The following is a 25457-nucleotide window of genomic DNA, read 5'->3' on the forward strand; positions in this document are numbered from 1 at the left end:
CAATTGCCCGAGGCTCACTCGTCGTGCAGATCGCCCTGGCCCCAATGGAAGGGCTGGTAGATGACATCCTCCGCGATGTGCTGACCCGCGTCGGCGGCATCGACTGGTGCGTCACCGAGTTCATCCGCATCAACGACCGGCTGCTGCCGCCGTCGTCCTTCCTCGCGCTCGCCCCGGAACTGGAACACGGCAGCCGCACCCGCGCCGGCGTGCCGATGCGTGTGCAGTTGCTCGGCTCCGATCCGCAATTGCTGGCCGAGAATGCCGTGCAGGCCTGCGAGCTGGGCGCTCCGGTGATCGACCTGAATTTCGGTTGCCCGGCCAAGACGGTGAACCGTTCCCGTGGCGGTGCGGTGCTGCTCAAGGAGCCCGAGCTGATGTTCAGCATCATCGAGGCTGTGCGTCGCGCCGTACCCGCACACATTCCCGTGACCTCGAAGATGCGCCTGGGCTACGACAGTCCGGACGGCGCCATCGATTGCGCCCGCGCCCTGGCCGACGCAGGTTCCGCCCATGTGGTGGTGCATGCGCGGACCAAGGCGGACGGCTACAAGCCGCCGGCACACTGGGAGTGGGTGGCAAAAGTGGCCGATGCGGTGAAGGTGCCGGTATTCGCCAACGGCGAAGTCTGGACCCTGGACGATTATCAGCGCTGCCGTTCCATCAGCGGCGTGGCGGACATCATGCTCGGGCGCGGGCTGGTTTCCCGACCCGACCTCGCGCGGCAGATCGCTGCCTGGCGCGATGGCCGCGACGTGGTTCCGATGCACTGGTCGGAAGTGCGCGTGCTGCTCGACGACTTCTGGCGCCAGGCCCGGCGCAAGCTGGCCCCGCGTTACGCGCCGGGGCGCTTGAAGCAGTGGTTGGGGATGCTCACGCGCAGTTATCCCGAGGCTGTGGAGCTGTTTGCCCAGGTGCGTCGGGAGAATGATTGCGAGGTGCTGGACCGGATGCTGCAGGTCGAGATCGAAGTCGCTGCCGCCTGATCCGTAGGGCGTATAACGTTCGACGTTATACGCCGTTTGACCATGATCCCAGGGCGCTCCGAACTTGGCCTTGGCGTTGTTGATGAGGCGCGGTGTATCGGCGTACAACCGCGAACGGTTGTACGCCCTACGGGTAGCTGACCCTAACGCCCACCGCTGACATCGATGAAGCTGCCGGTGCTGTAACTGGACTCCTCCGACGCCAGGAACAGGATCGCCCGCGCCACTTCCTCCGCCTCGCCGCCCCGGCCCAGGGGAATTGCCGATTGCAGGCGCTCCACGCGCCCCGGCTCGCCGCCGCTGGCGTGAATCTCGGTTCTGATCAGCCCCGGCCGCACTGCATTGACGCGAATACCTTCACCCGCCACTTCCTTGGCCAGGCCGATGGTCAGGCTGTCCACCGCGCCCTTGGCCGCGGCGTAGTCGATGTATTCGTTGGGCGAGCCCAGGCGCGAGGCCATGGACGAGACGTTGACGATGCTCCCGCCGCTGCCGCCATGCGTGCGTGCCATTCGCTTCACCGCCTCGCGGCAGCAGAGGAAGGTGCCGGTGACGTTCACCGCGAACACCCGCTGCAGGCGCGCCACGTCCATGTCTTCCAGGCGCATCTGGCGCTCCAGGATGCCGGCATTGTTCACCAGCACGTCGAGGTGGCCGAAGGCGTCGTCCACCTCACGGAACAGTCGCAGCACGTCTTCCTCGTTCGCCACGTCGGCGGCAAAGGCGCGGGCCTTTCCACCGGCCGCCGTGATCTGCGCGACCAGCGCCTCGGCTGCTTCGCGCTCGCGGCGGTAGTTGATCGCCACGGTGAAGCCGCGTTCGGCGGCGAGCAGCGCGGTGGCGGCGCCAATGCCGCGGCTGGCGCCAGTGATCAGCATGACCTTGTTCATGGAAAACGTCCTGTTGCGCAGGGGGCTTGAAATGGATTCGGCCGTCCCTATCTATGTTCCTGCGGGAAGCCGAAGACGGGTCCCGCACCGGAGTTCTGACATCAGGCTCCAGATCATACCTTGCTGAAATATTCAGGAGATTCGCCATGAGCAACGTCCTTTCCCTCGCCCCGCTGTTCCGCCAGTCCGTCGGCTTCGATCGTTTCAACGATCTGTTCGAATCTGCCCTGCGCAGTGAAAGCGGCAGTTCCTACCCGCCCTACAACGTCGAAAAGCATGGTGACGACAGCTACCGCATCGTCATCGCCGCCGCCGGCCTGCAGGAGGAAGACCTGGAGCTGCAGGTGGAGCGCGGCGTGCTGACCGTCAACGGCGGCAAGCGCGAAAAGGCTTCCGAGAGCGTCACTTACCTGCACCAGGGCATCGCCCAGCGTGCCTTCAAGCTGTCCTTCCGCCTGGCCGACCACATCGAGGTCCAGGGCGCGTCGCTGAAGCACGGCCTGCTGAGCATCGAACTGGTGCGCATCGTTCCGGAAGAAGCCAAGCCCAAGCGGATCGCCATCAACGGCCAGCGCCCGGCCATCGAGGGCTGAGCAGCACCCCGGCGTTAGCCGGGGCATAGCCGCAAAGCAAAACGCCCGTCTCGCAAGAGACGGGCGTTTTCGTTTGCGCTTTTTTCCTGAGCGCAGGATCAGGCGCTCTGCCGCTCCGGCAGCGGTGCCGAGCGATTGCGCCACCAGGCGATGACGATTGCCACCATCAGCACGAAGCCCAGGTAGCCCATGATCGGGTAGACGATCCCCACCAGCTTGACGAAGCCGACCTGGCTACCGATGAAAGCGAGTACCACCGCGGCCACTGCAGCGACGCGGAACGGCATGCCATAGGCGGCGCAACGCGCGGCCAGGGTGTAGGCGAAGCCGCTGGTGGTGCAGTACAGCTTCACCAGCAGCAGTGCGAGCATCACGTCGCCGAACCCGGGGGCGATGTGGTTGCTCAGCAGCAGGGTGGGGATGGCGCTGTCGCCGATCACGTCGATCTGCACCAGCATCACCAGGGCCATGATCAGGATCAGCACGCCGACGCCGGCCCCGCCGATCACGCCGCCCAGGCCGGCTTTGCGCAGGTGCGGCACGCTGCTGCCCATCACCACCACGGCAGCCGCGGTGGCGGCGACGTTGTAGGAGACATAGAGGACGGCGCTGAGCAGCCAGTTGGGCGCCGGGTGCGGCAGGGCGAGGGCGATCTGTTCCAGCTCGGCCAGCGGCTTCTGGATGTGCGTCAGGGCGTAGATGGCGATGATCGCCACGATGATCATCAGCACTGGGGTGATCAGGCTCATCAGGGTGATCACCCGCTTCAGGCCCAGGCACACCGTGATGATGGTCAGCACGCCCAGCACGATGCCGCCGATGTTGTGGCCGATGCCCAGTTGCTGCTCGAAGGAGGAGTTGGCGCCGGCGAACATGACCACCATGGTGCCGAACAGGAAGAAGGTCAGCATCAGGTCGACGACGCGGCCCAGCGGCTTGCCGCAGATGAACTCCATCGCTTCCTTGTGCGACTGGGTCTGCAGGCGGCTGCCGATCTGGTAGAGGTTCATCAGCAGGAAGGCGAACAGCGCCAGTGCCACCACTGCGCCGGCCAGGCCCATGATGCCGAAGCTGCCGAAGAACTGGAGAATTTCCTGGCCCGAGGCGAAACCGACGCCGACCACCAGGCCTATGTAGGCACCACCGAGCTTGAGACTGGTTTTCATGATCGAAACCCTATTGTTGTTATGGGGGGGGCCCCGCCTGTGACGAGGCCGGAGGAAGGATCACGCTGCGCCGACGAACGCTTGGACTTCCACTTCGACGTCCACGCCCAGCGCCAGGGCAGAGGCCACGCAGGAACGCACCGGCAGGCCCTGCTCGAAGTAGCGCTTGTAGACCTCGTTGAAGCCGGCGAAATGCGCCATGTCCGACAGCCACACGGTGGCCTTCACCACCTGGGAGAAATTCGCGCCGCAGGCTTCCAGGCTCTCGGCGATGCGGGTCATCACCGCTTCGGTCTGGGTCTGGATGTCGCCCTTTACCACCTGGCCATCGGCGGTCATCGGGATCTGCCCGGAAAGGAACAGGAAACCGCCGGCCTTGACGGCGCGGGAGAAGGGGAAGGGCAGGGTGCTGGGATAACGCTGGATATCGCTCATGGGAGTGCCTCCGGTGGGACTCAACGCAAGCGCGCCGGGCTCAGGCGCAGGGGATCCACGCCTTCCTGGCGCAGGGATTCGGGAAGCGGTTGGCCGAGCAGCAGCGACTGTGCCAGGCGCGACACGCCATCCGCCGACTGGATGCCATAGCCGCCCTGGGCGGCCAGCCAGAAGAACGCCGGGTTCTGTTCGTCATGGCCGATCACCAGGTCGCCATCGGCAACGAAGGAGCGCAGGCCGGCCCAGCTGTGGCTGGGGCGACGGATCGTCAGGGTGGTGTGCTCTTCGATGTGGTGTACGCCCAGGGCGATGTCCAGCTCTTCAGGCTGCACGTCCTGCGCCTGTACCGGGTCGGCGTTGGCGGGCGAGCCGAGCAGCTGGCCGGCGTCGGGCTTGAAGTAGAAGCTCTCGTCGATGCCGATCACCGTCGGCCAGCGGCTGATGTCCACGCCGTCCGGGACCGGGAAGGTGAAGGCGGTGCGGCGGCAGGGCTGCAGGCCGACCGGCCGGATACCGCAGCGTTCGGCCACGTGATCGGCCCAGGCGCCTGCGGCGTTCACCAGTTGCCTGGCCTGCACGGTCTCGCCCTGGCTGAGCTCCAGCGTCCACAGGTCGTCTTCGTGCCGGGCCGACAGCAGCTCGCGGTTGCAGCGCAATTCGCCATCGCGCTGCCGCAGGCCACGCAGGTAGCCCTGGTGCAGTGCGTGCACATCGAGATCGCGGGCATCGGGTTCGTACAGCGCACCGGCGATGGCGTCGGCGCGTAGGTACGGGAGGAATTCCAGCGCCTGTTCGGTGCTGATGCGTTGCACGCCGGGTGTGGCTTCTGCCTGTTTGAGCAGGTTGACCTGCTCCGGACCACCGACATACAGGCAGCCGCGCGGGGTGAGGATCGGGTGCTCGCTGAAACCGGCTGGCGGGTTTTCGTAGAAGGCCCGGCTGGCGCGGGTCAGCGCCTGGATCTGCGGGGTGCCGTAAGCCTCCATGAACATGGCGGCGGAGCGTCCGGTGGAGTGGTAGCCGGGCTGCTCTTCGCGCTCCAGCACCAGTACCCGATGGGTTTCGCTCAGCCGGTAGGCGAGGGATGCGCCAGCGATGCCGGCGCCGATGATGACGATGTCGAATGGATTCACGGCAAGGACCTTCTGCAGGTTTTCTCTTATGTGAGAAATCTAAGATATGAGAATTTTTGCGGCCAAGGCAAGGCCCGGTAAACTTTCCGCATTCACTTTCGAGATGTCTCATGAGCGAAATCGCCCAAGCCCAGCCCAAGCCGCAGCAACTGGATCGGAACGAAGTCGGCGCGCGCCTGAGGGCGGTGCGCAAGCAACGGAAACTGACCTTGAAGCAGCTCTCCGACCTGTCTGGCGTGGCGGTTTCCACGCTGTCGAAGATGGAGCTGGCACAGGTCGCGGTGAGCTATGACAAGCTGGCGGCGGCGGCCCGCGCGCTGCAGGTGGATATCGCCCAGTTGTTCCGCCCGCTACCGTCCGTCGGCGCCCAGTCCGGGCTGAAAACCTTCGTGAAGACCCGCGTCGATGAGGCCGCCGGCTACGACACCGGGGGCTATGAGTACTACCCGATCGCCGGTGACTTCCCGCAGCGCAGCATGACTCCGCTGTACGCGCGCATCTTCGCCCGCGAAGTGGGAGAGTTCGACGATTTCGTCCGTCATCCCGGCCAGGAATTCGCCCTGGTGGTGTCCGGGCGCGCGCGCATCCAGTTCGAGACGGGCGAGTCGGTGAGCATCGGCCCGCGTGAGACGGCTTACTTCGACAGCAGCGTCGGCCACCTCTACCTCAATGACGGTGAGGCGGATGAGGCGCAGGTGATGGTGGTGATGTCGGAGTTGCGCCCGGCCGATTGACCGGGCGCAGCGCTTCAGAAGCAGCGGGGCGGCAGCAGGTCGATGAAGGCTTCCAGCGGCACCGGCCGGCTGAACAGGTAGCCCTGGTACAGGTGGCAGCCCTGCTCTTCCAGCAGGGCCAGCTGCTCCGGGGTTTCCACACCTTCGGCGATCAGTTCCAGGCCCAGGCTGTGGCCCATGGCGATGATGGCGCGGACGATTTCGGCGTCGTTGCTGTCGTTTGGCGCATCGCGCACGAAACTCTGGTCGATCTTCAGGCTGTCCACTGGCAGGCGCTTCAAGTAGGTGAGCGAGGAGTAGCCGGTGCCGAAATCGTCCATGGCAAAGCGCACGCCAGCTTCGCGCAGGCGCTGCATGCGCGCGATGGTGTCTTCCAGTTGCTGGATGACTATCCCTTCGGTGATCTCCAGCTTCAGCAGGCGCGCGGGCAGCTTGGCCTTGTGCAGGCTGTCGAGGACGCGCTCGACGAAATCGTTCTGGCGGAACTGCCGGGGGCTGATGTTGACGCTGAGGCAGAAGTCCTCGGGGTCTATCCGTCCTTCGGCGAGCAGGCGTGCACAGGTGCGGCAGGCTTCCTCGATGACCCAGCGGCCCACTTCGACGATCAGCCCACTGTCTTCCAGTACGCGGATGAAGCTGGCCGGCGATTGCGGGCCTTGCGTCGGGTGTTCCCAGCGCAACAGGGCTTCGGCGCCGACGATGTGCGCGCCGCGGGAGTCGATCTGCGGCTGGTAGTGCAGGCTGAATTCACGGCGAGCGATGGCCATGCGCAGGCCGCTTTCCAGGCGCAGGCGCTCGCTGGCGGCCTTCTGCATGGAGGCGTGGAACAGCTGCACGGTGTTGCGGCCGGCGTCCTTGGCGCGGTACATGGCGATGTCCGCGCGCTTGAGCAGGTCTTCGGGGGTCGCACCGTCGTCGGGTATCAGGGCGATGCCGATGCTCGGGGTGATCTGCAGGCGGTGTCCGTCCAGCAGCATGGGCTCGGCCAGCAGGTCGCGCAGCTTCTCGGCGAGCTGACGCACGCGGCGCGCGGTTTCCAGGCGGCTGCCGTCGATGCCGGTCAAGAGGATCACGAATTCGTCGCCGCCCAGCCGTGCCACCGTGTCTTCCTGGCGCACGCTGGCCTCCAGGCGCGCGGTGACCATCTGCAGGATGGTGTCGCCCACCGAATGCCCCAACGAATCGTTGATGTGCTTGAAGTGGTCCAGATCGAGGAACAGCAGCGCACCGCGCAGGTTGTGGCGTTGCAGCAGGGAGATCTGCTGCTTGAGGCGGTCCATCAGCAGGGCGCGGTTGGGCAGGTCGGTCAGGGCGTCGTGGTAGGCCAGGTGCTGGATGCGCGCTTCCGCCTCGCGCAACTCGCTGGTGTCGCGGGCGGTCAGCAGCAGGCAGGGCGTCCCGCCCAGGTCGATGGGTTCGACCGAGACATCCACCGTCTTGATCTGGCCATCGCGATGCCGGCCGCGCATTTCCAGGTGATGTACATAGCCATCGCGGTCGAGTGCCGCCAGCAGCTTGGTCCGCTCCTCCGGATCACCCCAGATGTTGAGTTCCACCGACGTACGTCCGGTGACCTCGTCGGGGCGGAAGCCGGTCAGGCGATGGAAGCCTTCGTTGACTTCGATGTAGCGGCCGCTGTTGCGCTCGGTGATGGTGATGGCGTCGGGGCTGGAGTGGAACGCCTTGTAGAATTTCTCCTGGCTGGCCTTCAGCTCCGCCTCTGCCTGCAGGCGGCCAGTGACGTCGCGGAAGGTGGAGAGGATGCACAGCTGGCGATCGACCCAGATCAGTCGGCTGGCCACCATGCAGGTGATGGGCCGGCCCTCGCGGGTGAGGAACTGCACCTCGATGTTCTGCAGCGAGTGGTCGCGCATCAGTTGCTCGAACAGCCGCTCGCGAAGCTGGTTGTCCGCCCAGAAGGCGATCAGGTGCGACGACTGGCCGATGATTTCCTCGGCTCGCCAGCCGAAGGTGCTGCAGAAGCTCGGGTTGATCTCGATGAACTCGCCGTCGCGCACCCGTGTCACGCAGATCGGGTCGGGGCTGCCCTGGAACAGGCTGGCGAACTTTTCCTCGGAGGCTTCCAGGTTGCGTTCGCGCACCACCTGCTCGGTGATGTCGAGCAGGGTGCCGGCCATGCGCAGTGGCTTGCCGTCGGCGTTGCGGTAGAGCCGGGCGCGGCTCTCCAGGTAGCGCACCTCGCCGGATTTGAGCTGGGCGCGGTAGGTGAACTGGTAGTCGTTGTCCGGTCCCTTGGCCAGGCGCGCGTAGGCCTGGCGCATGCGCCGGCGGTCGGCGTCGTCGACGCAGGCGAAGAACTCGCCGAAGGGGCCATGGAAGTCCCGCGCCGGCAGTTCGTGGAGTTCGGCGGCGCGGGGGGAGCCGTAGATCCTCCCGGAGGAAATGTCCCAGTCCCAGATGCCCAGCTGTGCTGAGTCCAGCGCCAGGTCGAGACGCTCCTGGCTGTCGCGCAGGGCCTGTTCCTGGGCGCGCAGACGGGTGATGTCGCGGATGGTCAGGACCAGGCAGATATGGCCCTGCAGTTCGATCTGGCAGCCGTAGACACGAGCGCTGCGTTCTTCGCCCTCGCGGGTGAGGAGGGTGACTTCGAAACCGTCGATGCGCTGCTCGGCATCGATGGTATCGAGCATCCGCTGGCGTTCGTCCAGGCTGCGCCAGATGCCCAGTTGCAGGGAGGTCTGGCCGATGGCCTCGTCGCGGCTCCAGCCGAAGCGCTCGGTGAAGCTGGCGTTGATCTCGCGGAAGCGCCCACTGTCCCGGTCGGTGATGACCATGGCGTCGGGGCCGGTATGGAAAGCCTTGGCGTACTGGTCCTGGCCTTCGGATTCGGGCGCGGAGAAGGAGGCGTGTCGGGTCATGCATCGCTCTCCGACAATAAGCCGATTCCGCCCGGGAGGCGGTGGCGAAGTGGCGTGCGGACGGGCATTCGGGCCCCTTGTTCTTCTAGTTATGCCAGAACAATAGAGGCTAGGCCGCGGCAGGTGCAAGCCCGGCCGCCTGGGCGTCGAGCAGGCGCATGAAGGCCCGCGCGGCGTTGGACAGCGTGCGCTCGGTATGCAGGATGTAGCCCAGTTGGCGGCTGAGCTGGATGTCCTGCAGCGGCAGGCGGACCACGCTGTCGTCGAGCATGGTGCGCGGCAGGACGCTCCAGGCCAGGCCGATGGAGACCATCATCTTGATGGTCTCCATGTAGTTGGTGCTCATGCCGATGTTCGGCGTCAGGCCCTCGGCCTCGAACATGCGCCGCACGATGTGGTGGGTGAAGGTGTTGCCGCCGGGGAACACCGCCGGGTGTCGCGCCACGTCGGCGAGGAATACCGGACCCTGCACCGACAGCGGGTGCTCGGGGGCGGCGACGAAGTCCAGCGGGTCGTCCCACACCGGCACTGCGCGCACCGGCTCGGCGGTTTCCGGGGCAAGGGTGATCACCGCCAGCTCGGCGCGGCCATGCAGGATCTCTTCATAGGCGACTTCCGAGTCGCAGAACTGGATGTCCAGCGCCACCTGCGGGTGCGCCTTGGTGAAGGCCCGCAGCAGTGGCGGCAGGCGGTGCAGGCCGATGTGGTGACTGGTGGCCAGGACCAGCCGGCCGCTCACCTCGCCGTTGAGGTTGGTCAGGGCGCGGCGGGTGTCGTCCAGTACATTGAGTATCTGGTAGGCCCGCGGCAGCAGGGCGCGGCCGGATTCGGTCAGGGTGACTTCGCGGCCGACACGGTCGAACAGGCGCACGCCCAGCTGGTTTTCCAGGGCGGCGATGCGCTTGCTGATGGCGGGCTGCGTCAGGTGCAGGCGCTCGCCGGCTTCAGAGAAGCTGCCGGATTCGGCAATGGCGAGGAAGGTGTTGAGGCTGGTCAGGTCCATGTCGACTCCCTGCGCTCTGGAAGCGGCGCCTGACTTTTATAACGCACCGTATTCCTTGTGGGAATCCTTCGGATAAAAAATATGAATTTGAGTTATTCGTCGCCATTCCATAGCATCATCCCCACAAGCCCGAGGGGCATAGAAATACGCTGATGAGGATTCTCTGATGGCCGGCAAGACGCTCTACGACAAACTCTGGGAAATGCACGAGGTGAAGCGCCGTGACGATGGTTCGTCGCTCATCTATATCGATCGCCACATCCTCCACGAAGTGACCTCCCCGCAGGCCTTCGAAGGCCTGCGCCTGGCCGGCCGCAAGCCGTGGCGCATCGACGCGAACATCGCGACCCCGGACCACAACGTGCCGACCACCCAGGTCGAGCGCAAGGGCGGCCTCGCAGCCATCGCCGACGAAGTGTCGCGCATCCAGGTCCAGACCCTGGACGAGAACTGCGATGACTTCGGCATCCTCGAATTCAAGATGAACGACGTCCGCCAGGGCATCGTCCACGTGGTCGGCCCGGAGCAGGGCGCGACCTTGCCGGGCATGACCGTGGTCTGCGGCGACTCGCACACCTCGACCCACGGCGCCTTCGGTGCGCTGGCCCACGGCATCGGCACCTCCGAGGTGGAGCACGTGCTCGCCACCCAGTGCCTGGTCGCCAAGAAGATGAAGAACATGCAGGTCCGCGTGGAAGGCAAGCTGCCCTTCGGCGTGACCGCCAAGGACATCGTCCTCGCGGTGATCGGCAAGATCGGCACCGCGGGCGGCAACGGCCATGCCCTGGAGTTCGCCGGCAGCGCCATCCGCGACCTGTCCATGGAAGGCCGCATGACCATCTGCAACATGTCCATCGAGGCGGGCGCCCGCGTCGGCATGGTGGCGTGCGACGAGAAGACCATCGAATACGTGAAGGGCCGTCCTTTCGCGCCGCAAGGCAGTGACTGGGACAAGGCCGTGGAAGCCTGGAGCGACCTGGTTTCCGACGCTGATGCGCATTTCGACACCATCGTCGAGCTGCGTGCCGAGGACATCAAGCCGCAGGTCAGCTGGGGCACCTCCCCGGAGATGGTCCTGGCCGTCGACCAGAACGTGCCGGACCCGGCCGTGGAAGCCGACCCGGTCAAGCGCGATTCCATCGTCCGCGCGCTGAAGTACATGGGCCTGAACGCCAACCAGGCGATCACCGACATCCAGCTGGACCGCGTGTTCATCGGCTCCTGCACCAACTCGCGCATCGAAGACCTGCGCGCTGCCGCCGCCGTGGCCAAGGGCCGCAAGGTCGCCGCCACCGTGAAGCAGGCGCTGGTCGTGCCGGGCTCCGGCCTGGTGAAAGCCCAGGCCGAACAGGAAGGCCTGGACAAGATCTTCATCGAAGCCGGCTTCGAATGGCGTGAACCGGGCTGCTCCATGTGCCTGGCGATGAACCCGGACCGCCTGGAGAGCGGCGAGCATTGCGCTTCCACCTCCAACCGTAACTTCGAAGGCCGCCAGGGCGCGGGTGGTCGTACCCACCTGGTGAGCCCGGCGATGGCCGCCGCGGCTGCCGTGACCGGTCGTTTCATCGACGTACGTGAATTGATGCAGGCCTGAGGAGACCTATAAATGAAAGCCTTTACTCAGCACACCGGCCTCGTCGCGCCGCTCGACCGCGCCAACGTCGACACCGACCAGATCATCCCCAAGCAATTCCTCAAGTCGATCAAGCGCACCGGCTTCGGCCCGAACCTGTTCGACGAATGGCGCTACCTCGACGTGGGCCAGCCGAACCAGGACAACTCCAAGCGTCCGCTGAACCAGGACTTCGTCCTCAACTTCCCGCGCTACCAGGGCGCCAGCGTGCTCCTGGCCCGCGAGAACTTCGGTTGCGGCTCCTCCCGCGAGCACGCGCCGTGGGCACTGGACGAGTACGGCTTCCGCGCTGTGATCGCTCCGAGCTTCGCCGACATCTTCTTCAACAACAGCTTCAAGAACGGCCTGCTGCCGATCATCCTGAAAGATGAAGAGATGGACGAGCTGTTTGCCCAGTGCGAAGCCACCGAGGGTTACCAGCTGACCGTCGACCTCGCCGCGCAGACCGTCACCCGTCCGGACGGCAAGCAGTACAGCTTCGAAGTGGACGCGTTCCGCAAGCACTGCCTGCTCAACGGTCTGGACGATATCGGCCTGACCCTGCAGGACGCCGACGCCATCCGCAGTTTCGAAGCCGGCTACAAGAAGAACCAGCCCTGGTTGTTCCGCGACGCCTGATTGGCGTTGCACCACCCCGTAAGGAGAACAGCATGACCGAGAGTCGTCACGAGCACGTGGTCCAGCGCCAGTTCGGCGCCCAGGCCAACGCTTACCTGACCAGCGCCGTACACGCCCAGGGCGAGGAATTCGCCCAGCTGCGCGAGCGACTGTCGGCGACCACCGGTGCCCGTGTGCTGGACCTGGGTTGCGGGGCAGGGCACGTGAGCTTCAACGTCGCGCCGCTGGCCGGCGAGGTGGTGGCTTATGACTTGTCCCAGCAGATGCTCGACGTGGTGGCCTCGGCCGCCGCCGAGCGTGGCCTGGGCAACATCTCCACCCGCTGTGGCGCTGCCGAGCAATTGCCGTTCGCGGATGGCGAGTTCGACTTCGTCTTCAGCCGCTATTCTGCGCACCACTGGCGGGATGTCGGCCAGGCGCTGCGCGAAGTACGCCGGGTGCTCAAGCCGGGTGGCGTGGCCTGCTTCATCGATGTGGCGGCGCCGGGCTTGCCTCTGCTGGACACCCATCTGCAGACTGTCGAAGTCCTGCGCGACACCAGCCATGTGCGTGACTACTCCCCGTCGGAGTGGGCGCGTCTGGTCGGCGAGGCGGGGCTTGCGGTCACCGCCGCCAAACGCCAGCGCCTGCGCCTGGAGTTCACCTCCTGGGTCGAGCGCATGCGCACCCCCGAAGTGATGCGCCAGGCCATTCGTGCCCTGCAGCTTTCGGTGGGCGATGAGGTGCGCGAGTATTTCGAGATCGACGCCGAGGGCTCCTTCAGCACCGACGTGCTGGTGCTCTGGGCGGAGCGCTGAACACTTTCTTGAGCGCTCCGGGTGGTGCGAGCCGCCCGGGGCGATACGTTATTTGCCAAAGGATATAAGCGATGAGCAAACAGATTCTGGTTCTGCCCGGCGACGGTATCGGCCCGGAGATCATGGCCGAGGCGATCAAGGTCCTGGAGCTGGCCAGCGACAAGTTCCAGCTGGGCTACGAACTGACCCACGACGACCTGGGTGGCGCCGCCATCGACAAGTACGGCGTGCCGCTGGCCGACGAGACCCTGGAGCGCGCGCGCAAGTCCGATGCCATCCTGCTGGGCGCCGTGGGCGGCCCGAAGTGGGACAAGATCGAGCGTGACATCCGCCCCGAGCGCGGCCTGCTCAAGCTCCGTTCGCAACTGGGCCTGTTCGGCAACCTGCGCCCGGCCATCCTCTATCCGCAACTGGCTGGCGCTTCCAGCCTGAAGCCGGAAGTGGTCGCAGGCCTGGATATCCTCATCGTCCGCGAACTGACCGGCGGCATCTACTTCGGCTCGCCCCGCGAGCAGCGCGTGCTGGAGAACGGCGAGCGCCAGGCGTACGACACTCTGCCGTACAGCGAAAGCGAAATCCGCCGCATCGCCCGTGTCGGCTTCGACATGGCCCGCGTGCGTGGCAAGAAGCTGTGCTCGGTGGACAAGGCCAACGTCCTGGCCTCCAGCCAGCTGTGGCGTGAAGTGGTCGAGGAGGTCGCCAAGGACTACCCGGACGTCGAGCTGTCGCACATGTACGTCGACAACGCCGCCATGCAGCTGGTCCGCGCGCCCAAGCAGTTCGACGTGATGGTCACCGACAACATGTTCGGCGACATCCTGTCGGATGAGGCTTCCATGCTCACCGGCTCCATCGGCATGCTGCCTTCTGCATCTCTGGATTCGAACAACAAGGGCATGTACGAGCCGTGCCACGGTTCCGCGCCGGACATCGCCGGCAAAGGCATCGCCAACCCGCTGGCGACCATCCTCTCGGTCTCGATGATGCTGCGTTACACCTTCAACGAGGGCGCCGCTGCCGACGCCATCGAGAAGGCTGTGAGCCTGGTCCTGGACCAGGGCCTGCGCACCGGCGATATCTGGTCCGAAGGCTGCACCAAGGTTGGTACCCGCGAAATGGGCGATGCGGTAGTCGCGGCTCTGCGGAATCTGTAATCTCTCCGGCTCGCTCGCTCCCGGCCCCTTGCAGGAAAGCGGGAGCGACGGCCCTCTAAATATTTGAAGGTGTAGTAGCGATGAAGCGTGTAGGTCTGATCGGTTGGCGTGGCATGGTCGGTTCGGTGCTCATGCAGCGGATGCTGGAAGAGCGGGACTTCGACCTGATCGAGCCGGTGTTCTTCACCACCTCCAACGTGGGTGGCGAAGGTCCGTCCATTGGCAAGGACATTGCCCCTCTGAAAGACGCCTACAGCATCGAGGAACTGAAAACCCTCGACGTCATCCTGACCTGCCAGGGCGGCGACTACACCAACGAAGTCTTTCCCAAGCTGCGCGAAGCGGGCTGGCAGGGTTACTGGATCGACGCCGCTTCCAGCCTGCGCATGCAGGATGACGCGGTGATCGTCCTCGACCCGGTGAACCGCAAGGTCATCGACCAGTCGCTGGACGCCGGCACCAAGAACTACATCGGCGGCAACTGCACCGTCAGCCTGATGCTGATGGCTCTGGGCGGCCTGTTCGAAGCCGGCCTGGTCGAGTGGATGAGCGCCATGACCTACCAGGCGGCCTCCGGCGCCGGCGCGCAGAACATGCGCGAGCTGATCAAGCAGATGGGTGCGATCAACGCCTCCGTTGCCGACGACCTGGCCAACCCGTCCAGCGCCATCCTCGACATCGACCGCAAGGTCGCCGAGGCCATCCGCAGCGACGCCATGCCGACCGAGAACTTCGGCGCACCGCTGGCCGGCAGCCTGATCCCGTGGATCGACAAGGAGCTGCCCAATGGCCAGAGCCGCGAAGAGTGGAAAGGCCAGGCGGAAACCAACAAGATCCTCGGCCGCTTCAAGAGCCCGATCCCGGTGGACGGCATTTGCGTGCGCATCGGCGCCATGCGCTGCCACAGCCAGGCGCTGACCATCAAGCTGAACAAGGATGTGCCGATGGCCGACATCGAAGGCCTGATCAGCCAGCACAACCCCTGGGTCAAGCTGGTGCCCAACCAGCGCGAGATCAGCATGCGCGAACTGACTCCGGCGGCTGTCACCGGCACCCTGAGCGTTCCGGTCGGCCGTCTGCGCAAGCTCAACATGGGCTCGCAGTTCCTCGGTGCCTTCACCGTGGGCGACCAGCTGCTGTGGGGCGCCGCCGAGCCGCTGCGCCGCATGCTGCGCATCCTCCTCGAACGTTGATCCGTTCGCTGTGAATTCCACGACGCCGGCCTTGTGCCGGCGTCGTGCTTTCTGCGGCAAGTGATCTCCCGCACAAAAATGGCTTAAGTCCGGGGTTTCTGCGGGGTTCTCCCGTGAATTCGCGGTGTTCTGTGACGGACCCGGAAAAGCAGCCCGGAACCAGTCGCTATCCTCGCAGCCCAGGTTTCGGCGCGCCTTCTTCGTGCCGGCCAATCGGATACTTGCCGCGGGGGAGAGGATGTCTCGGATTCACGGATTCTTGTTGGCGGCGGCCATCGCCTCGGCCTTCCTGCCGGGTACCGCCGGTGCGCTGGAGCTGGGTGAGATTTCATCGCGGGCGGTCCTCGGGCAGACCCTGTCGGCGAACATTGAGTTGCGCGGCGCGGGTGACCTGAATGCGGAGGAGGTGGTGGTCAGCCTTGCCTCCCCGCAGGACTTCGAACGCCTGGGCGTCGACCGCAGCCAACTGGTGACCGGCCTGCGCTTCAGTTCCGACATCGGCAAGAACGGTCGCGGTGTCATCCGCGTCACTTCGCTGCGCCCGATCCAGGAACCCTACGTCAACTTCGTGCTGCAGGTGGTCTGGCCGCAGGGGCGCCTGGTGCGGGAGTTCACGCTGCTGCTCGACCCGCCGAGCTACGTCGCGACGCCAGTGATGCCGCCGGCGACCATGGCCACGCGTCCGGCGGTCGTGCCTGCCCCTCAGGCTGCGCCGTTGTTGGCAGCGGCACCGTCGGTGGCAGCACCGGTGTCGGACTCCTATCGCATCCAGCGTAACGACGCCCTGTGGGATATCGCTTCGCGCAATCGACCGTCCTCAAGTGTGTCGGTGGTGCAGACCATGCTGGCGATCCAGCAACTGAATCCGGACGCCTTCGTCGATGGCAATGCCAATCGGCTGAAAGTGGGGCAGGTGCTGCGCCTGCCCGATGAACAGCAGGTGCGGGCACAGAGCCATGCACAGGCCGTGGCGCGCATCGAGGCGCAGAACGGTGAGTGGCAGGCGCGCCGCCAGGCCGTGCTGCCGCAGGGGCGGCAGATGGACGCGACGAAAAGGACCGAGGCGGGCGCTGCGCCGGTCAGTGCCGAGACGCGCGATAACCTTCGCCTGGTGTCGGGGCGCGCGGCCAACCAGAAGGACAAGGCCGACGCCGAGCAGCTCGCCGTGCTGCAGGAAGGGCTCGACAGCGCCCGCCGTGAAGGCGATGAAATGCGCAGCCGGATCGCCGACCTGCAGAGCCAGATGGAGAAGCTGAACAAACTGGTCGAGCTGAAGGACGCGCAGATCGCCAGCCTGATTGCCCGGCTGGCGGAGCAGGACCGGGCTGGGAAACCGGCCGGCGCCTCCGCGAAGGCTGCTCCACCCGCGGCGCCGGGTGCGGCTCCCGCTCCAGTGCAAGGTGAGTCCATCGTGGCTGCCCAGACTTCGGAAAGCACTCCGCACCCTTAGTCCATCCTGCAGCGATGGGCGGCGAGGCACTCGATTGCCTCGCCGTTGGGGGGCAAGTAAAGTGCAGCGCAGTTTACTTCCCTGATATCGCGAGACACTGGATGCCTGAAACCATCGACATCGCCGTAGTAGGCGCCACCGGACTTGTGGGCGAGGCACTGGTCGAACTGCTGGAAGAGCGGGACTTTCCCGTAGGCACCCTGTATCTGCTGGCCACCGGCGAATCCGCCGGAAAATCGGTGGCATACCGTGGGCGCAATGTGCGCGTCGGCAAGTTGTCCGATTTCGACTTCGCCAAAGTCCGTCTGGCCTTCCTCTCCATCACCGCCGATGCCGCCCGTGAGTGTTCCACCCAAGCGCTGGCGGCCGGTTGCAGTGTGATCGACCTGAGCGGCGCGGCGCTGGCCGGGCAGTCCCCGGTCGTCCTGCCGGCGGCCAACGGCGAGGCGCTGGAGCAGCTCAGCCTGCCGGCGCAAATCGCGGCGCCCTGTGCGCCGGCGGCGGAAGTCGCCGAAGTGCTCGCCGCGCTGCGAGACGTGCTTGAGGTTCGCCAGTTGAGCGTCACCGCCTGCCTTTCCGCTTCGGTGCTGGGGCGCGAGGGGGTTCAGGAACTGGCCCGGCAGACCGCCGAGTTGCTCAACGCTCGCCCGCTGGAGCCCAGGCTCCTCGATCGGCAATACGCCTTCAACATGCTGGCCCAGGTCGGTGCGGTGGATGAGCAGGGCCATTCGGCACTGGAGCGGCGCATGGCGGCGGAACTGATCGCACTCTTCCCCGGGCTGGACGGCGCGCTGGATGTCACCTGTGCCATGGCGCCGGTGTTCTTCGGCGATGCGCTGATGCTGTCGATCACCAGCGCCGCACCGGTTTCGCTGGAAGCGGTGCAGGCGGCCCTGGACAACGCTCCCGGCATCGAGCGGGTCGAAGACGATTATCCGACTGTCATCGGTGATGCGCAGGGGCAGGATACTGTTTATGTCGGTCGCCTGCGTCCCGGTCTGACAAATCCGTGCAAACTGAATTTGTGGATTGCGTCAGATAATGTACGAAAAGGCGCAGCGCTGAATGCTGTGAACTTGGGCGAATTGTTGATAAAACACTATCTGTAAAAGATACTTACCGAATATTTGAAGAAGTATTCTAGCTTGACAATACTGGCTGGGATTGGCGCTGACAGGGGGGATTCCAGACGTGAAAACGCCGGGCATCATGGGCAGCGACAACCTAATAGACTTCGCTCTAATCCAGAAAAAGCTATTAAAACAAGGGATTAAAATATGATCCGGCTTCGTAAACTGGTGCAGGCAATCGCGGCTGCTTCGGCATTGACCACGGGCATGGCGCATGCACTGGGGTTGGGTGACATCCACCTGCGTTCGGCTCTGAACCAGCCGTTGGATGCCGAGATCGACCTGGTCGAAGTCCGTGATCTTGCCCAGGGCGAGGTGGTGCCGAAGCTGGCCTCGCCGGAGGAATTCAACAAGGCGGGCGTCGATCGCCAGTACTTCCTCACCGGCCTCAAGTTCACCCCGGTCATCAAGCCGAACGGCAAGAGCGTCATTCGCGTGACCTCGGATCGCCCGGTCCAGGAGCCCTACCTGAACTTCCTGGTCGAGGTGCTCTGGCCCAGTGGCCGTGTGCTGCGTGAGTACACCGTGCTGCTCGATCCGCCGCTGTATTCCCCGCAGACCGCCGCCGCTGCCGCGCCGCGCGCGCCCATGGCCGCCCCCGCGCCGGTTTACCGCCAGCCGGCTCCGCTCGCGCCGCGTCCGGCCGCCGCGCCGTCCCCGCGCCCAGCCGCTGCGTCGGCACCGTCTTCGCGTCGTCTGGAAGGCAACGAATACCGTACCGGCCGCAACGACACCCTGTGGGAAATCGCAGCGCGTGCGCGTCCGAACAACAGCGTTACGGTCCAGCAGACCATGCTGGCGATCCAGGACCTCAATCCCGACGCCTTCCTCGGCGGCAACATCAACCGTCTGAAGAGCGGCCAGGTGCTGCGCCTGCCGGATGCGGAGCAGATCAAGTCGCGTACCCAGCCCGATGCGGCCGCCGAAGTGACCCAGCAGTACACCGCCTGGCGCGAAGGGCGCAGCCTGCCCACCGGCGGTGCCCGTCAGCTGGATGCCACGCCGCGCGCCAACGCAGGCGCCGCGCCGTCGCAGGCCGAGGAAAAGGACAGCCTGCGCCTGGTCTCCGGCGAGAACGGCAAGGCCAAGGGCGGCGACAAGGGCAGCAAGGACGGCAAGGCCATTGCCGACAAGCTGGCCGTCACCCAGGAAAGCCTGGATACCACCCGCCGCGAGAACGAAGAGCTGCAGAGTCGCATGGGCGACCTGAAAAGCCAGATGGACAAGCTGCAGAAGCTCATCGAGCTGAAGGATGCCCAGCTGGCGAAGCTGCAGAGCCAGCTCGGCAACGCGCCGCAAGGCGCAGCCCAGGCGCCGGCGGCGGACTCTTCCGCTGCCGCTCCTCAGCCCGCCGCTCCCGAGCAATCCGCCGCTCCGGCCCAACCTGCTCAACCTGCCGCGCCCGCTCAACCGAGCGAGCCGGCGGCGCCCGTCGCGCCTGAGGCCAATGCGCCGGCAGCTCCTGCGGTTCCGGCTGCCCCGCCGGCTCCGGCACCCGAAGCCGCCAAGCCCGCTGCAGCAAAACCGGCTCCTGCTCCGGCTCCTGTCGAGCCCGTCTCGGAAAGCTTCATTGATGAAATCCTGGCCAACCCGATCTGGCTGGGGGCCATCGGTGGTAGCGCCGTGCTGGCGCTGCTCGTGCTGCTGATGGTGATTTCCCGCCGCCGCGCCGCCAAGGAGCGTGAGGAACTGGAAGCCGCGTCCGACGCGGACGACCATGGTCTGGGCGGTGACCTCGACCTGGGTGATGGCGACCTCGACTCCCTCGACGTTCCGCAGGCTGCCGAAGTGGCCGCTCCGGCGGCGTCGGCTCCGGAACGTGTTGCCGCGCAGACCAGCGATGCCCTGGCTGAAGCGGATATCTACATCGCCTACGGCCGCTTCAACCAGGCTGCCGAACTCCTGCAGGGCGCCATCTACGATGAGCCGCAGCGCGCCGATCTGCGTCTCAAGCTGATGGAGGTGTATGCCGAGATCGGTGACCGCGAAGGTTTCGCCCGGCAGGAAAACGAATTGCGCGAGATGGGCGGCGCCGACGCTCAGGTCGAGCAGCTGAAGTCCCGTTATCCGGGCATGGTCGCGCTGGCTGCCGCCGGTGCGGCGGGCGCCGCCGCCGTGGCAGCTGCCGAGGAGTTCGGCAGCTTCGGTCTCGACGATCTGCATCTGGATTCGCCGGCCCAGCCGGAACCCGTCGCCGAATCGGCTCCCCTGGTGGGAGATCTCGACGACGCCTTCGACCTGGCGCTGGATGACCTCGAACTGGACGCCGACAAGCCTGTGGCGCCGGTCGAGAGCAAGGGCGACGAGCTGTCACTGGACACTTTCGACCTGGACGACGACCTGGCATTCGACGCGCCTGTCGCCGAGCCGGCCAAGGCGGACGACGACTTCGCCTTCGACCTCGACCTGAACGAGGAGCCGGCCGCCAAGCCGGCGGACGTATCGCTGTCCGACGACCTGGCCGACTTCGGCCTCGACCTGGAGAAGGATGCTCCGTCGTCCCCGGAAGAGGACTTCCTGCTGGGACTGGACGATGACACGACCTCGCTGTCCAGTGTCAGTGCGGAGGAGTTCTCCCTCGACAAGGATCACGGCGCGACGCCGTCCCTGGCCGACCTGCCGGATGACTTCGATCTTTCCCTGCCGGGCGACGAGCCTGAGCCGGTCAAGGCCGACGACAGTTTCTCCGCCCAGCTCGACGAGGTGAGTGCGGAGCTGGATCGCCTGGCGGGCGACGTTGAAGAACCCAAGGCGCCGGAAGCGGAGCCGGAAGCGAACTTTGCGCTGGATGATCTCGACGTACCCGGCGAAAATGCCGAGGACGACGACGAGTTCGATTTCCTCTCCGGTGCCGACGAGGCCGCCACCAAGCTCGACCTGGCGCGTGCCTACATCGACATGGGCGACACCGAAGGTGCCCGCGATATCCTCGACGAAGTGCTCGCCGAAGGTAATGACAATCAGCAGCAGGAAGCGCGTGAACTGCTCGGGCGTATCGCCTGAGCCTGAAGGCTCCAGATAGATGAGTGAAGCACTACCCCAAGCGGCGGCCGAAGTGGCCGCCGCTGGCGTTTCCAGGATTGCCCTGGGCGTCGAATACAAAGGTGCCCGATATCGCGGCTGGCAACGCCAGGAAGATGGCGTACCGTCGGTGCAGGCAGCCCTGGAGAAAGCCCTGTCGAAAGTGGCCGACGAGCCCGTGTCGATCATCTGTGCCGGGCGCACCGATGCCGCCGTGCATGCCAGCGGCCAGGTCGTGCATTTCGATACCGCTGTCGAGCGTCCGCTGAAGGCCTGGATCATGGGCAGCAATGCCAACCTGCCGGCCGACATCAGCGTGACCTGGGCCAAGGTGATGCCGGCGCATTTCCATGCGCGCTTCACCGCCATGGCGCGGCGTTACCGCTATGTGATCTACAACGACCCGATCCGCCCGGCGCACCAGTCCGAGGAAGTCACCTGGAACCACCGCCCGCTGGACGTTTCGCGCATGCGCGAAGCAGCGAAGGCGCTGGTCGGCACCCACGACTTCACCTCGTTCCGCGCCGTGCAGTGCCAGGCCAAGTCGCCGGTGAAGACCGTGCATCACCTGGAGGTGATCGAGCATGGCCGCTTCATCGTGCTGGATATCCGCGCCAACGCCTTCCTGCACCATATGGTGCGCAACTTCGCCGGCGTGCTGATGACCATCGGTGCCGGCGAGCGCCCGGTGGAGTGGGCTGGAGAAGTGCTCGCGGCACGCGACCGCCGCGCCGGTGGCGTTACGGCGCACCCGTACGGGCTGTACCTGGTGGGTGTGGAGTACCCGGAAGAGTTCGAGCTGCCCGAGCGCTACCTGGGGCCACATTTCCTTTCAAGTTTGCCCGATATCCTTGGCTGACGATGCCAGGGTCATTTGCTACCATCGATCGATCACTTGCCTGAAGGTTGCTGCATCTTGTCCGCCGTTCGCATCAAAATCTGCGGTATTACCCGAGTCGAGGATGCCCTGGCCGCCGCCGAGGCGGGCGCCGACGCGATCGGCCTGGTGTTCTACGCCAGAAGCCCGCGTGCGGTCAGCGTCCAGCAGGCGAGGGCGATCATCGCCGCGCTGCCGCCCTTCGTCAGCACGGTCGGCCTGTTCGTCGATGCCAGTCGCTGCGAGTTGGGGGAGATTCTCGACGCGGTGCCGCTCGACATCCTGCAGTTCCACGGCGACGAAACGCCCGAAGCCTGCTCCGGCTGGCACCGGCCGTATCTCAAGGCCCTGCGCGTGAAACCGGGCGACGACGTGGCGGCGCAGATCGCGAACTATCCACAGGCCAGCGGCTTCCTGCTCGACACCTACGTGGAAGGCGTTCCCGGTGGCACCGGCCAGGCGTTCGACTGGTCGCTGGTACCCAGGGATGTGAAACGGCCCCTGATCCTGGCGGGCGGGCTGACGCCCGGGAACGTGGCCGAGGCCATCGCCCAGGTGCGGCCCTATGCGGTGGACGTCAGCGGCGGTGTCGAGGCCAGCAAGGGCATCAAGGACGCGCAGAAGATCCGTGACTTCATCGCCCAGTGCCGGTCGGTGGCGTGACGCGGAATCTTCATGTGACGACGTGCGGATTGCCGCCGTCCACTACCCAATCGCTGCCTGGGAGCGCTGGGAGTCGTCGGTGCAAGTCACTGACGCCCCGTATCGAGTGGTGTATTCGTGGCGACGCTTTTGGCGGCGCCTGTGTTTGCGAGGGGTTCGGGTCCTGAGGCCGGAACCGCGACGATGAATTTGCTCAGGGACACGCGCATGGCGACAGGCCGTGCCCCTGCACTGGAGACGAGAGCATGAGCAACTGGCTGGTAGACAAGCTGATCCCTTCCATCATGCGTTCCGAGGCGAAGAAGAGCTCGGTTCCGGAAGGCCTGTGGCACAAGTGCCCGTCCTGCGAAGCGGTGCTGTACCGGCCCGAGCTGGAAAAGACCCTGGACGTCTGCCCGAAGTGCGATCACCACATGCGCATCGGTGCCCGTGCCCGCCTGGACATCTTCCTCGACGAAGAAGGCCGCGCAGAGCTCGGTGCCGAGCTGGAGCCGGTGGATCGTCTGAAGTTCCGCGACAGCAAGAAGTACAAGGACCGCCTGGCCGCCGCGCAGAAAGACACCGGCGAGAAGGATGCGCTGATCTCCATGAGCGGCAAGCTGATGGGTATGCCCGTTGTGGCCAGCGCCTTCGAGTTCTCCTTCATGGGCGGTTCCATGGGTTCCATCGTCGGCGAGCGCTTCGTGCGTGCCGCCAACTACGCGCTGGAGCATCGCTGCCCGATGATCTGCTTCTCCGCCTCGGGCGGTGCGCGCATGCAGGAAGCGCTGATCTCCCTGATGCAGATGGCCAAGACCTCCGCCGCCCTGGCCCGCCTGCGCGAAGAAGGCATTCCGTTCATCTCCGTGCTGACCGACCCGGTCTACGGTGGCGTTTCCGCGAGCCTGGCGATGCTCGGCGACGTGATCGTCGGCGAGCCGCGCGCCCTGATCGGCTTCGCCGGCCCGCGCGTGATCGAGCAGACCGTGCGCGAGAAGCTGCCCGAAGGCTTCCAGCGCAGCGAGTTCCTGCTGGAACACGGCGCCATCGACATGATCGTGCACCGTTCCGAAATGCGTGAGCGTCTGGCCAAGCTGCTCGCCAAGTTCACCCACACTCCAAGTACCGCGCTCGCAGGATGATCCAACGTACCCTTGCCGACTGGCTCAGCTATCTCGAACAACTCCACCCCACGGCAATCGACATGGGGCTGGACCGCTCCCGTGAGGTAGCTGGCCGGCTTGGGCTGGGGCGTCCCGCCCCCCGCGTGGTGACCGTCACCGGCACCAACGGCAAGGGTTCCACCTGCGCCTTCCTCGCCGCCCTGCTCGGCGAGCAGGGCCTGCGCGTCGGCGTGTACAGCTCGCCGCACCTGCTGCGCTACAACGAGCGCGTGCTCATCGACGGTGTCGAAGCCAGCGATGAAGCGCTCTGCGAAGCCTTCGCCGCCGTCGAGGCGGCCCGTGGCGAAATCTCCCTGACCTACTTCGAAATGGGCACCCTCGCGGCCTTCTGGCTGTTCGAGCGCGCGGGCCTCGATGCCGTGGTGCTGGAAGTCGGCCTGGGTGGTCGCCTGGATGCGGTGAATCTGGTCGACGCCGACGTCGCCGTGGTCACCAGCATCGGTATCGATCACGCCGACTGGCTGGGTGATACCCGCGAAAGCGTGGCCTTCGAGAAGGCCGGGATCTTCCGCGCCGGCAAGCCAGCCGTGTGTGGCGACCTGGAGCCGCCGGCCCCCTTGCTGGAGCAGGCGCGCAGCCTGGGCTCGCCGCTGGTGCTGCGCGGTCGCGATTTCGACCTGGCCCTGGGCGAGGGCGACTGGCACTGGCGCGGCCGCAATGCCGCCGGGGAAGCGCTGACCCTGCATAACCTGCCGTCACTCGATCTGCCGATGGAGAACGCGGCGCTGGCCTTGCAGGTCTATGCCCTCATGGACCTGCCGTGGCAGCCGGAGCAACTGATCGCCGCTCTGCAACGTACTCGCGTGACCGGGCGCCTGGATCGCCGTACCGTGCACTGGCGGGGCGAGGAGCGCCATCTGCTGCTGGATGTGGGGCACAATCCGCATGCGGCCCAGTACCTGGCCGGCCGCCTGCGTGCGGCGCCGCCCAAGGGCGTGCGTCGTGCGGTATTCGGCCTGCTGGCGGACAAGGATCTGGACGGCGTACTGGAACCCGTGCTCGGCTTGGTGCAGGATTGGGCCGTCGCGCCGCTGCCCACCGGTCGCAGTCGGCCGGCGGAAGAGCTGGAAGCTGCGCTGCGTGCCCGTGGCGCGAGCGTCAGTCGTCATGCGGACATCGCCGCGGCGCTCGAAGCGCAGTGCGATGCGTCTTCGGCGGACGACGAGATTCTGGTGTTCGGTTCGTTCTACAGCGTGGCGGATGCCCTGGAGTGGCTCGTCAGGGCTGCTCGATAAGGATAAGGGGAGTGATTCATGGCCTTGCTCGATAAGGGGCTCAAGCAGAGGGTTGTCGGTGCGCTGGTGCTGCTGGCGCTGGCCATCATCTTCCTGCCGATGCTGTTTACCCGCGAGGACGAGATGCGTCAGGTCGTGGTCGAGGCGCCGGTGATGCCCAAGCCGCCGGCCATGCCCAGTGTCGAGGTGCAGCCCACCGAGGTGCCGGAGCCGCAGGCCGAGGAAGCCGACGCAGCCCCGCAACCGGACGTTGCTCCCGTACCAACCGCTCCCGCGCCGTCGGCGCCGGTCGCCAGTGCGCCTGTGCAGGCGGCCCCGGCCCAACCGATAGCGCCCGCGCCCAAGCCCGCTGCTCCCGCGCCGCAGCCGGCCCAGGCCAATACCGCGCCCAAGGCGCAGGCTCCAGCCCCGGCGCCCGCTCCGGCACAGCGCCTGGATGCCAGCAACCTGCCGGTGAGCTGGTCGGTGCAACTGGCCAGCCTGTCCAACCGCGCCCGCGCCGACGAACTGCAGAAGCAGCTGCGCAGCCAGGGCTACAACGCCTACGTGCGCAGCTTCGACGGCATGAACCGGGTGTTCGTCGGCCCGGTGGTCGAGCGCGCCGAGGCGGACCGCCTGCGCGACCAGTTGGGCAAGCAGCAAAAGCTCAATGGCTTCGTGGTGCGTTTCCAGCCTGAACGCGGCTGAACCGCTTCGTTAGTCTG

Annotated in this window: 22 protein-coding genes; 16 read left to right on the forward strand and 6 right to left on the reverse strand. The window is 65.9% G+C overall.

What is annotated here, in order from left to right; all coding sequences use genetic code 11:
* The first annotated feature begins 23 nt into the window (after nucleotides 1–23).
* On the forward strand, nucleotides 24–986 hold the full coding sequence (locus ACQ5BL_RS02240) for a tRNA dihydrouridine synthase (protein WP_243808915.1): 963 nt from the start codon (nucleotides 24–26) through the stop codon (nucleotides 984–986).
* A gap of 143 nt (nucleotides 987–1129) precedes the next feature.
* Here ACQ5BL_RS02240 and ACQ5BL_RS02245 read toward each other — a convergent pair whose 3' ends face one another.
* Complete coding sequence (locus ACQ5BL_RS02245; RefSeq protein WP_243808914.1) at nucleotides 1130–1876, reverse strand: SDR family oxidoreductase; 747 nt, start codon at nucleotides 1874–1876, stop codon at nucleotides 1130–1132.
* A 146-nt stretch (nucleotides 1877–2022) separates the two neighbouring features.
* Between ACQ5BL_RS02245 and ACQ5BL_RS02250 the strand changes: the two genes are divergently transcribed.
* Nucleotides 2023–2469, forward strand: coding sequence for an Hsp20 family protein (locus ACQ5BL_RS02250; protein WP_243808913.1), 447 nt, complete (start codon nucleotides 2023–2025; stop codon nucleotides 2467–2469).
* Between the two features lie 98 nt (nucleotides 2470–2567).
* Here ACQ5BL_RS02250 and ACQ5BL_RS02255 read toward each other — a convergent pair whose 3' ends face one another.
* Genes ACQ5BL_RS02255 through ACQ5BL_RS02265 form a run of 3 tightly spaced genes read right to left on the reverse strand, consistent with a single transcriptional unit; the run spans nucleotide 2568 to nucleotide 5203 of the window.
* On the reverse strand, nucleotides 2568–3635 hold the full coding sequence (locus ACQ5BL_RS02255; protein WP_243808912.1) for a YkvI family membrane protein: 1068 nt from the start codon (nucleotides 3633–3635) through the stop codon (nucleotides 2568–2570).
* 60 nt (nucleotides 3636–3695) lie between these two features.
* Nucleotides 3696–4070 (reverse strand): RidA family protein, encoded by a 375-nt coding sequence (locus ACQ5BL_RS02260; protein WP_243808911.1) that lies wholly within the window; start codon nucleotides 4068–4070, stop codon nucleotides 3696–3698.
* Between the two features lie 20 nt (nucleotides 4071–4090).
* Entirely contained in the window at nucleotides 4091–5203 is a 1113-nt protein-coding gene (locus ACQ5BL_RS02265) for an NAD(P)/FAD-dependent oxidoreductase (protein ID WP_243808910.1), read from the reverse strand.
* A gap of 110 nt (nucleotides 5204–5313) precedes the next feature.
* On the opposite strand from ACQ5BL_RS02265, the gene ACQ5BL_RS02270 reads away from it, so the two are divergent.
* Nucleotides 5314–5937: a helix-turn-helix domain-containing protein gene (locus ACQ5BL_RS02270; protein WP_243808909.1), complete on the forward strand. Its 624-nt coding sequence runs from the start codon at nucleotides 5314–5316 to the stop codon at nucleotides 5935–5937.
* A 14-nt stretch (nucleotides 5938–5951) separates the two neighbouring features.
* Here the strand turns inward: ACQ5BL_RS02270 and ACQ5BL_RS02275 are convergent, their stop codons facing one another.
* A complete protein-coding gene (locus tag ACQ5BL_RS02275) occupies nucleotides 5952–8816 on the reverse strand; it encodes a sensor domain-containing protein (RefSeq protein WP_243808908.1) in 2865 nt (954 codons plus the stop codon).
* Nucleotides 8817–8925: 109 nt separating this feature from the next.
* Nucleotides 8926–9819 (reverse strand): LysR family transcriptional regulator, encoded by an 894-nt coding sequence (locus ACQ5BL_RS02280; RefSeq protein ID WP_207884309.1) that lies wholly within the window; start codon nucleotides 9817–9819, stop codon nucleotides 8926–8928.
* A 166-nt stretch (nucleotides 9820–9985) separates the two neighbouring features.
* On the opposite strand from ACQ5BL_RS02280, the gene leuC reads away from it, so the two are divergent.
* The 13 genes from leuC (at nucleotide 9986) to ACQ5BL_RS02345 (ending at nucleotide 25440) form a co-directional block, all read left to right on the forward strand.
* Nucleotides 9986–11413, forward strand: coding sequence for a 3-isopropylmalate dehydratase large subunit (gene leuC, locus ACQ5BL_RS02285; RefSeq protein ID WP_243808907.1), 1428 nt, complete (start codon nucleotides 9986–9988; stop codon nucleotides 11411–11413).
* 12 nt (nucleotides 11414–11425) lie between these two features.
* Nucleotides 11426–12070 (forward strand): 3-isopropylmalate dehydratase small subunit, encoded by a 645-nt coding sequence (gene leuD / locus ACQ5BL_RS02290; protein WP_243808906.1) that lies wholly within the window; start codon nucleotides 11426–11428, stop codon nucleotides 12068–12070.
* Nucleotides 12071–12102: 32 nt separating this feature from the next.
* A complete protein-coding gene (locus ACQ5BL_RS02295; protein ID WP_243808905.1) occupies nucleotides 12103–12867 on the forward strand; it encodes a class I SAM-dependent methyltransferase in 765 nt (254 codons plus the stop codon).
* A 71-nt stretch (nucleotides 12868–12938) separates the two neighbouring features.
* Nucleotides 12939–14021, forward strand: a complete 1083-nt coding sequence (gene leuB / locus ACQ5BL_RS02300; protein WP_243808904.1) for a 3-isopropylmalate dehydrogenase — start codon at nucleotides 12939–12941, stop codon at nucleotides 14019–14021.
* Between the two features lie 80 nt (nucleotides 14022–14101).
* Nucleotides 14102–15214: an aspartate-semialdehyde dehydrogenase gene (gene asd, locus ACQ5BL_RS02305; RefSeq protein WP_243808903.1), complete on the forward strand. Its 1113-nt coding sequence runs from the start codon at nucleotides 14102–14104 to the stop codon at nucleotides 15212–15214.
* Between the two features lie 238 nt (nucleotides 15215–15452).
* Complete coding sequence (locus ACQ5BL_RS02310; RefSeq protein WP_243808902.1) at nucleotides 15453–16664, forward strand: type IV pilus assembly protein FimV; 1212 nt, start codon at nucleotides 15453–15455, stop codon at nucleotides 16662–16664.
* Nucleotides 16665–16765: 101 nt separating this feature from the next.
* Nucleotides 16766–17773, forward strand: a complete 1008-nt coding sequence (locus ACQ5BL_RS02315) for an aspartate-semialdehyde dehydrogenase (RefSeq protein WP_243808901.1) — start codon at nucleotides 16766–16768, stop codon at nucleotides 17771–17773.
* Nucleotides 17774–17941: 168 nt separating this feature from the next.
* Nucleotides 17942–20797, forward strand: coding sequence for a FimV/HubP family polar landmark protein (locus ACQ5BL_RS02320; protein WP_243808900.1), 2856 nt, complete (start codon nucleotides 17942–17944; stop codon nucleotides 20795–20797).
* Nucleotides 20798–20816: 19 nt separating this feature from the next.
* Nucleotides 20817–21674 (forward strand): tRNA pseudouridine(38-40) synthase TruA, encoded by an 858-nt coding sequence (gene truA / locus ACQ5BL_RS02325; protein ID WP_243808899.1) that lies wholly within the window; start codon nucleotides 20817–20819, stop codon nucleotides 21672–21674.
* 57 nt (nucleotides 21675–21731) lie between these two features.
* Nucleotides 21732–22355, forward strand: a complete 624-nt coding sequence (locus ACQ5BL_RS02330; protein ID WP_243808898.1) for a phosphoribosylanthranilate isomerase — start codon at nucleotides 21732–21734, stop codon at nucleotides 22353–22355.
* 245 nt (nucleotides 22356–22600) lie between these two features.
* Nucleotides 22601–23476 carry an acetyl-CoA carboxylase, carboxyltransferase subunit beta gene (gene accD / locus ACQ5BL_RS02335; RefSeq protein ID WP_243808897.1) on the forward strand — a complete coding sequence of 292 codons (876 nt, stop codon included), beginning with the start codon at nucleotides 22601–22603 and terminating at the stop codon, nucleotides 23474–23476.
* Nucleotides 23473–24753 (forward strand): bifunctional tetrahydrofolate synthase/dihydrofolate synthase, encoded by a 1281-nt coding sequence (folC, locus tag ACQ5BL_RS02340; protein ID WP_207884321.1) that lies wholly within the window; start codon nucleotides 23473–23475, stop codon nucleotides 24751–24753. Before accD ends, folC begins: the two co-directional genes overlap by 4 nt.
* A gap of 18 nt (nucleotides 24754–24771) precedes the next feature.
* On the forward strand, nucleotides 24772–25440 hold the full coding sequence (locus ACQ5BL_RS02345; protein ID WP_243808896.1) for an SPOR domain-containing protein: 669 nt from the start codon (nucleotides 24772–24774) through the stop codon (nucleotides 25438–25440).
* The last annotated feature ends 17 nt before the right edge of the window (nucleotides 25441–25457 follow it).

Source organism: Pseudomonas sp. B1-22 (assembly GCF_050474425.1).
Lineage (GTDB): Bacteria > Pseudomonadota > Gammaproteobacteria > Pseudomonadales > Pseudomonadaceae > Pseudomonas.